At 70.5% G+C, this 4332-nt stretch carries 6 protein-coding genes and 1 pseudogene; 6 read left to right on the forward strand and 1 reads right to left on the reverse strand.

Annotated elements, in window-relative coordinates; genetic code table 11:
* Positions 1-182, forward strand: a pseudogene (locus P409_RS39345) (hypothetical protein); the annotation flags it as partial.
* Positions 183-197: 15 nt separating this feature from the next.
* Entirely contained in the window at positions 198-1217 is a 1020-nt protein-coding gene (nagZ, locus tag P409_RS27835; RefSeq protein ID WP_034846064.1) for a beta-N-acetylhexosaminidase, read from the forward strand.
* A gap of 120 nt (positions 1218-1337) precedes the next feature.
* Here nagZ and P409_RS27840 read toward each other — a convergent pair whose 3' ends face one another.
* Positions 1338-1898: a flavin reductase family protein gene (locus P409_RS27840; RefSeq protein WP_034846066.1), complete on the reverse strand. Its 561-nt coding sequence runs from the start codon at positions 1896-1898 to the stop codon at positions 1338-1340.
* 216 nt (positions 1899-2114) lie between these two features.
* Between P409_RS27840 and P409_RS27845 the strand changes: the two genes are divergently transcribed.
* The 4 genes from P409_RS27845 to tatB form a co-directional block, all read left to right on the forward strand.
* Positions 2115-2921 (forward strand): segregation and condensation protein A, encoded by an 807-nt coding sequence (locus P409_RS27845; protein ID WP_034846068.1) that lies wholly within the window; start codon positions 2115-2117, stop codon positions 2919-2921.
* Complete coding sequence (gene scpB / locus P409_RS27850) at positions 2918-3526, forward strand: SMC-Scp complex subunit ScpB (protein ID WP_034846070.1); 609 nt, start codon at positions 2918-2920, stop codon at positions 3524-3526. Before P409_RS27845 ends, scpB begins: the two co-directional genes overlap by 4 nt.
* Before the next feature lie 115 nt (positions 3527-3641).
* On the forward strand, positions 3642-3893 hold the full coding sequence (tatA, locus tag P409_RS27855) for a twin-arginine translocase TatA/TatE family subunit (protein ID WP_430515667.1): 252 nt from the start codon (positions 3642-3644) through the stop codon (positions 3891-3893).
* A 61-nt stretch (positions 3894-3954) separates the two neighbouring features.
* On the forward strand, positions 3955-4332 hold a 378-nt coding region (gene tatB, locus P409_RS36485; RefSeq protein ID WP_052121485.1), incomplete at its 3' end, for a Sec-independent protein translocase protein TatB.

Below are 4332 nucleotides of genomic sequence, written 5' to 3' on the forward strand. Positions count from 1 at the left end.
CCCGCTTCCAGCGCCGCTATCCGGAGCTGCTCGGCGCGCTGCAGCTGGCCGTGCCGCAGGTCTCGGCCGCGACCCGGCTGGGCTACCGCGTCCAGGCCGTGCCGCTGGATCAGGCGACGGCGACGCGGCTGTGCGAGGCCCTGGCCACCGAGAAGACCGGCTGCCTGGTCGTTCCCCGCTGATTTGAGTTCCCGTTGATGCCTCAGGCGATCCTGTTCGGCTGTGCCGGCCCCGTTCTCGCGGCTGAGGAAAAAACCTTCTTCCGCGACGCCGACCCGCTCGGCTTCATCCTGTTCCGCCGCAATTGCGAAACGCCGGACCAGCTCAAGGCCCTGGTCGCCGAACTGCGCGACGCCGTCGGCCGTAATGCGCCGGTGATGATCGACCAGGAGGGCGGGCGCGTCGCCCGGCTGCGGCCGCCGCACTGGCCCGGATTTCCGGCTGCCGGCCGCTTCGGCACGCTGGCGGCGCTGGACATGGACGCGGCGGAGGAGGCGGTGCGGGCCAACGCCACCGCCATCGCCCTGACCACCGGTGCCGCCGGCATCGACATCGTCGCAGCCCCGGTGCTGGACCTCGACCTGCCCGGCGCCGACCGCACCGTGGTTGGCGACCGCGCGTTCTCCGGCGACCCGGCGGTGGTCGCCCGGCTCGGCCGGGCCACGGCCGAAGGGCTGCTCAACGGCGGCGCACTGCCGGTGATTAAGCATCTGCCGGGCCATGGCCGGTCGCGGGTCGACAGCCATGTCTCGCTGCCGGTGGTCGACGCCGACCTCGACACGCTGGAGCGCACCGATTTCGCGCCGTTCCGCGACCTCGCCGGCCTGCCCTGGGGCATGACCGGCCATCTGGTCTTCACCGCGCTCGACCCAGACCATCCGGTCACCCAGTCGCCGACCGCGATCCGCGACGCGGTGCGCGGCCGCATCGGCTTCGACGGGGTGCTGTGCAGCGATGACCTGTCGATGGGCGCGCTGGCCGGCCCACTGCCGCAGCGGGCGGAGCGGGCGCTGGCTGCCGGCTGCGACCTGGCCCTGCACTGCAACGGCGACCTGGCGGAGATGAGGGCGATCGCGGCGGCGGTGCCGGCGATCGGGCCGGAGACCGAGGCCCGCCTGGCCCGCGGCGAAACCTGGCGCCGTCCGGCAAGCGACCGGCCGGTGGAGATCCATCTGGAGCGGGTGAGGGAGCTGCTGGGCCGGCTGCCGACGGCGTAGCGGCCTTGAGGCACGCGATGTCGGGATCGCTTCAGTGCTCCGGCATGGATCTTCTTCATCCTCCCCCTCCCCCTCCCCCGCGGGAGGGGGAGGATGTAAGGGCAAAGCCGGCTCACCGCCCTACAGCATCCACGGCCGGAACAGGGCCTTCCGATCCACCACCCCGCCGGCGGTCACGAACACGCCGCCCCCGGTGTAGTGCAGGGTCTTCGGGTGCTTCGGCACCGGCGCCGCATGTGCCTTCACCACCTCGAAGATGAAGAAGTTGTAGCGCTCGACCAGCGCGTCGTCGTGCAGCCGGCACTCGAAGCCGGCATGGCATTCGCGGATCAGCGGTGCCCCGACCTCTTGCGCCGGCTCGGCGGTCAGGCCGAATCTCTCGAACTTGTCGACCTCGGCACCTGAGGTGTTGCCGATCCCGACCACCGTGTCGGTCAGGGCCGTGGTCGGCAGGTTGATCACGCATTCGCCGCTGTCGCGGATCATCCGGTGGCTGTGGTTGCCGACGGAGATCATGCAGCCGACCAGCGACGGCGAGAATTCCAGCACCGTATGCCAGCCCAGCGTCATGATGTTGGTCTGGTCCCGCCAGCGCGACGTCACCAGCACGATCGGCCCGGGCTCCAGGTAGCGCCGGACCTGGTGGACGGGGAAATCGGCCTTCCGGCGCGGTCTTGCCATGGCTGATCCTCGCGGGTGAAGGGACGCAGGCTTCAAATCAATGTCATTGCCTGGCTTGGCCCGGCAATCCAGGGCCACCAGGAGCGGCTCTTGAAAGCCCCTGGATCCTCGGGTCAAGCCCGAGGATGACGGCTGATAAACGGGGCGTTTCGCTCCCGGATCCCCATCCATACGATCGGTGTTGCGTCGCCACGCCCGGGCAGCGAAACTCAGGCGATGCTGGAAGACTGGTCGAAGGCCGATGCGCCGCCGGTGACGAGCCGGGAGGACGCCGCCTTCATTCTGAAATTCGAATCCTATGAAGGGCCGATCGATCTGCTGCTCGAACAGGCGCGCGAGCAGAAGGTCGACCTGACCCAGATCTCCATCCTGGCGCTGGCCGACCAGTACCTCGCCTTCGTCGAGCGGGCGCGGCGGCTGTCGCTGGAGCTGGCGGCGCACTACCTGGTGATGGCGGCCTGGCTGGCCTATCTCAAGTCGCGCCTGCTGCTGCCGGCGCCGCCGGGCGACGACGAGCCGAGCGGCGCCGAACTGGCCGAGGCGCTGGCCTTCCAGCTGCGCCGGCTGAACGCGATGCGCGAGGCCGGGCAGGCGCTGATGGCGCGGCCGCAGCTCGGCCACGACCTGTTCGCCCGCGGCGCCGCGGAAGAGGATGAGGCGACCCCGACCCCGGTCTGGGCCGTGTCGCTCTACGACCTGCTCAAGGCCTATGCCGAGCATTGGCGCGCCAAGGCGGCGGCCGAGGGCAGCCTGCGCATCGAGGCCTCGGTGCTGTTCTCGCCGGAGCAGGCGCTGGAGCGGATGGAGGCGATGCTCGGCCGGTTCCCGAACTGGACCACGCTGGCCGCCTTCCTGCCGCCGATGACCGGCAGCCCGCTGGTGCGGCGCTCGGCGCTCGCCTCCACCTTTGTCGCCACGCTCGAGCTGGCCAAGTCCGGCCGGCTCGCGATCCGCCAGGACGGGCTGTTCGGCCCGATCTGGCTCAAGGCCCAGGCTGCTGCTGAGACCACTACAGACGAATGACCGAGCCCCTCAAAGCCCTGCGCCTCGTCGAAGCCATGCTGTTCGCCTCGCCGACCCCCCTGACCGAGGCGGCGATCGCCGAGCGCCTGCCGGATGGCGCCGACGTGCCGGAACTGATCGACGCGCTGGTCGAGCAGTACCGCCACCGCGGCGTCACCCTGATGCCGGTGGCCGGCGGCTGGGCCTTCCGCACCGCGCTCGACCTGGCGCCCCTCCTGCGCGATGCCGGCCATATCGTCCGCCGTCTGACCCGGGCGGCGCTGGAGACGCTGTCGATCATCGCCTACCACCAGCCGGTAACCCGGCCGGAGATCGAGGCGGTGCGCGGCGTCGCCGTGGCCAAGGGCACGCTGGACACGCTGCTGGAGGCCGGTTGGATCGCCCCCGGCCGCCGCCGCCAGGCGCCCGGGCGGCCGCTGACCTGGGTCACCACCCAGGCCTTCCTCGATCATTTCGGCCTCGCCGGGCTGGAGGACCTGCCGAGCGTCGAGGAGCTGAAGGCGTCGGGCCTGCTCGACACCCGTCCGGCCATGGCCGTGCTGCCCGGCGGCACCCTGTCCGGCGAGGACGGGCCGGAGCGGCCGGAGGACGAGGACAGGGAGTAGCGGAACCGGCCGGAACGGCTGTTTTTGCTGCCGTCGAAGGCCTGGATTTCCGCGCCATTTCGCCCCGTCCGCCGCCATTGCGGCGGCGGGGGGTTTCTGCGATGATCCGGCCGCCTTGGGGCTGGAGGATGAGTTTATGGGTGGTTTGAGTATTTGGCATTGGTTGATCGTCCTGGTCGTCGTGCTCCTGATCTTCGGGAACCGGCTGCCGCGGGCGATGGGCGACCTGGCCAAGGGGATCAAGAACTTCAAGTCCGGCCTGTCGGACGACCCCAAGAGCGATGGGTCGGAAGACCGCCCGGCCGTGCCGCCGCCCGCGGGCACCGACGCCGGCAGTCCGAACCGGACGACCGCCGACCGCCAATAATCCCCTCGGGGAACCGGAACCGCGCCCCGTCTCCGGAGGCGGGGCGTGATGGACGAATGTGATGTTCGGTTTCGACTGGTCGGAGTTGATGGTCATCGTGGTCGTGGCACTCATCGTGCTCGGCCCGAAGGATCTGCCGCGCGCCCTCTATCAGCTGGGCAAATGGACGCGCCATGCCCGCCGCATCACCAGCGAGTTCCAGCGCCATGTCGACGACATCGTGCGCCAGGCCGAGCTGGAGGAGGTGCGCAAGACCGTCCAGGACGCGGCCAAGACGATGGATGTCCGCGGCCAGGTGGCGGAGCACGTGAACACCGTGCTGGACCCGGTCAAGGACATCAAGCAGGCCTTCGACAAGGCGGCCCCGGGCGCCACGCCGCTGGCCGAGCCGGACAAGGCCGCGACCAACGGGTCGGCGGCGCCTGAGGCCCAGCCGGTC

It is taken from the genome of Inquilinus limosus MP06, assembly GCF_000767795.1.
GTDB classification, from domain to species: Bacteria; Pseudomonadota; Alphaproteobacteria; order DSM-16000; family Inquilinaceae; genus Inquilinus; species Inquilinus limosus_E.

Bases quoted from the DNA above. Each gene is read 5' to 3' on its own strand.
- nagZ (WP_034846064.1), top strand. From the start codon at position 198: ATGCCTCAGGCGATCCTGTTCGGCTGTGCCGGCCCCGTTCTCGCGGCT.
- P409_RS27840 (WP_034846066.1), bottom strand. From the start codon at position 1,898: ATGGCAAGACCGCGCCGGAAGGCCGATTTCCCCGTCCACCAGGTCCGG.
- P409_RS27845 (WP_034846068.1), top strand. From the start codon at position 2,115: ATGCTGGAAGACTGGTCGAAGGCCGATGCGCCGCCGGTGACGAGCCGG.
- scpB (WP_034846070.1), top strand. From the start codon at position 2,918: ATGACCGAGCCCCTCAAAGCCCTGCGCCTCGTCGAAGCCATGCTGTTC.